Annotated in this window: 2 protein-coding genes and 1 pseudogene; 1 reads left to right on the top strand and 2 read right to left on the bottom strand. The window is 55.5% G+C overall.

Annotated features, from left to right (window positions below; translation table 11 throughout):
* A pseudogene (locus tag HCZ87_RS20745) lies at positions 1 to 458 on the top strand (calcium-binding protein); the annotation flags it as partial.
* A gap of 70 nt (positions 459 to 528) precedes the next feature.
* Here the strand turns inward: HCZ87_RS20745 and HCZ87_RS20740 are convergent.
* Both HCZ87_RS20740 and HCZ87_RS20905 read right to left on the bottom strand, forming a co-directional pair.
* Positions 529 to 813 (bottom strand): DDE-type integrase/transposase/recombinase, encoded by a 285-nt coding sequence (locus HCZ87_RS20740; RefSeq protein ID WP_368484158.1) that lies wholly within the window; start codon positions 811 to 813, stop codon positions 529 to 531.
* Positions 761 to 1,022: hypothetical protein (locus tag HCZ87_RS20905; RefSeq protein WP_217701983.1), on the bottom strand; the 262-nt coding region annotated here is incomplete at its 5' end. The genes HCZ87_RS20740 and HCZ87_RS20905, both read right to left, overlap by 53 nt.

The raw sequence follows: 1,022 nt of genomic DNA, 5'->3' as shown, positions 1-1,022 counted from the left end.
TCTATGGCCGTAATGGCAATGATCGGCTGGATGGTGGAACAGGCAACGACACGCTTGAAGGCGGATCTGGTGCGGACAGCCTGAGCGGTGGTTCTGGTTCGGATACGCTGAGGGGGGGCCTTCATAGCGACACCCTGAGAGGTGGAGGCGGCCACGATGATTTGTGGGGCAACGGCCACAGTGACTATTTGGAGGGCCAAAACGGGAACGACACGTTGCATGGAGGTGCGGGGGACGATGTTTTCATATTCGATACTAGTAGCTCCTATATTGGCGATGACATCATCACAGACTTTGAAGTTGGTGCAGATGTCCTTGAATTCCGCGGGGTCACCTACTCCGACCTTACCCGTGTCGCTACCGGAGTTGGCGTCAGGATCGAGTGGGACGGCGGATCCGTGCAGCTTGAAGGCGTCAGCCGAGCGAGTATTAGTGAAGACGATTTCGTGTTCGTGTAGGCTTGGCCTATGAGCGGGACTGTTGTGTTAATCTCTCTAGGCCGCACGGTTGTCTATGCGGCGCATTTTGTCATGCGGATTCGCAGAGCTGGATGATGAATTGGATCTCGCCGCGGACATCAGGATCTCTGGTTTGGATGTGGCCGCGTTTGATTGCTCTGATCGTTTCGAGCCCGCTCAGGTTTGCTTTGGCAGATCGCAGTGACCGAAAGCTCTGGCAATAACCGAGCAGTCGCTTCATGGCCGCGTGATTACTCTCGATCAGGTTGTTTCGCCACTTTCTGTCGATGTGTCGAATGCTGTCAAAATGTGGATCGTCGCGGTGATTTATCGTAAGACCGCATGTCTTTTTCACCGGCGCGGCCCTGCCGGATCAGTCTGTATGCTGATCGCGGGGCGGCGGGTGCCGTCCGTTTGCGATGGAGAAAGACATGCGGAGCGCCCATGGAAGAGCTATGCCCGAAAGTTGGTGACGGCGTGATCAGGCTGGTAATCCCCCCCGATCTTAAGGGGATGCGGAAGTAGAATTTTCTCGGCAGGATGAACGAGGAGATTCCGATGAAG

Source organism: Phaeobacter sp. HF9A (genome assembly GCF_011806385.1).
In the GTDB taxonomy this organism is placed as follows: Bacteria; Pseudomonadota; Alphaproteobacteria; order Rhodobacterales; family Rhodobacteraceae; genus Epibacterium.
This window is presented reverse-complemented; position numbering and strand designations above follow the sequence as displayed.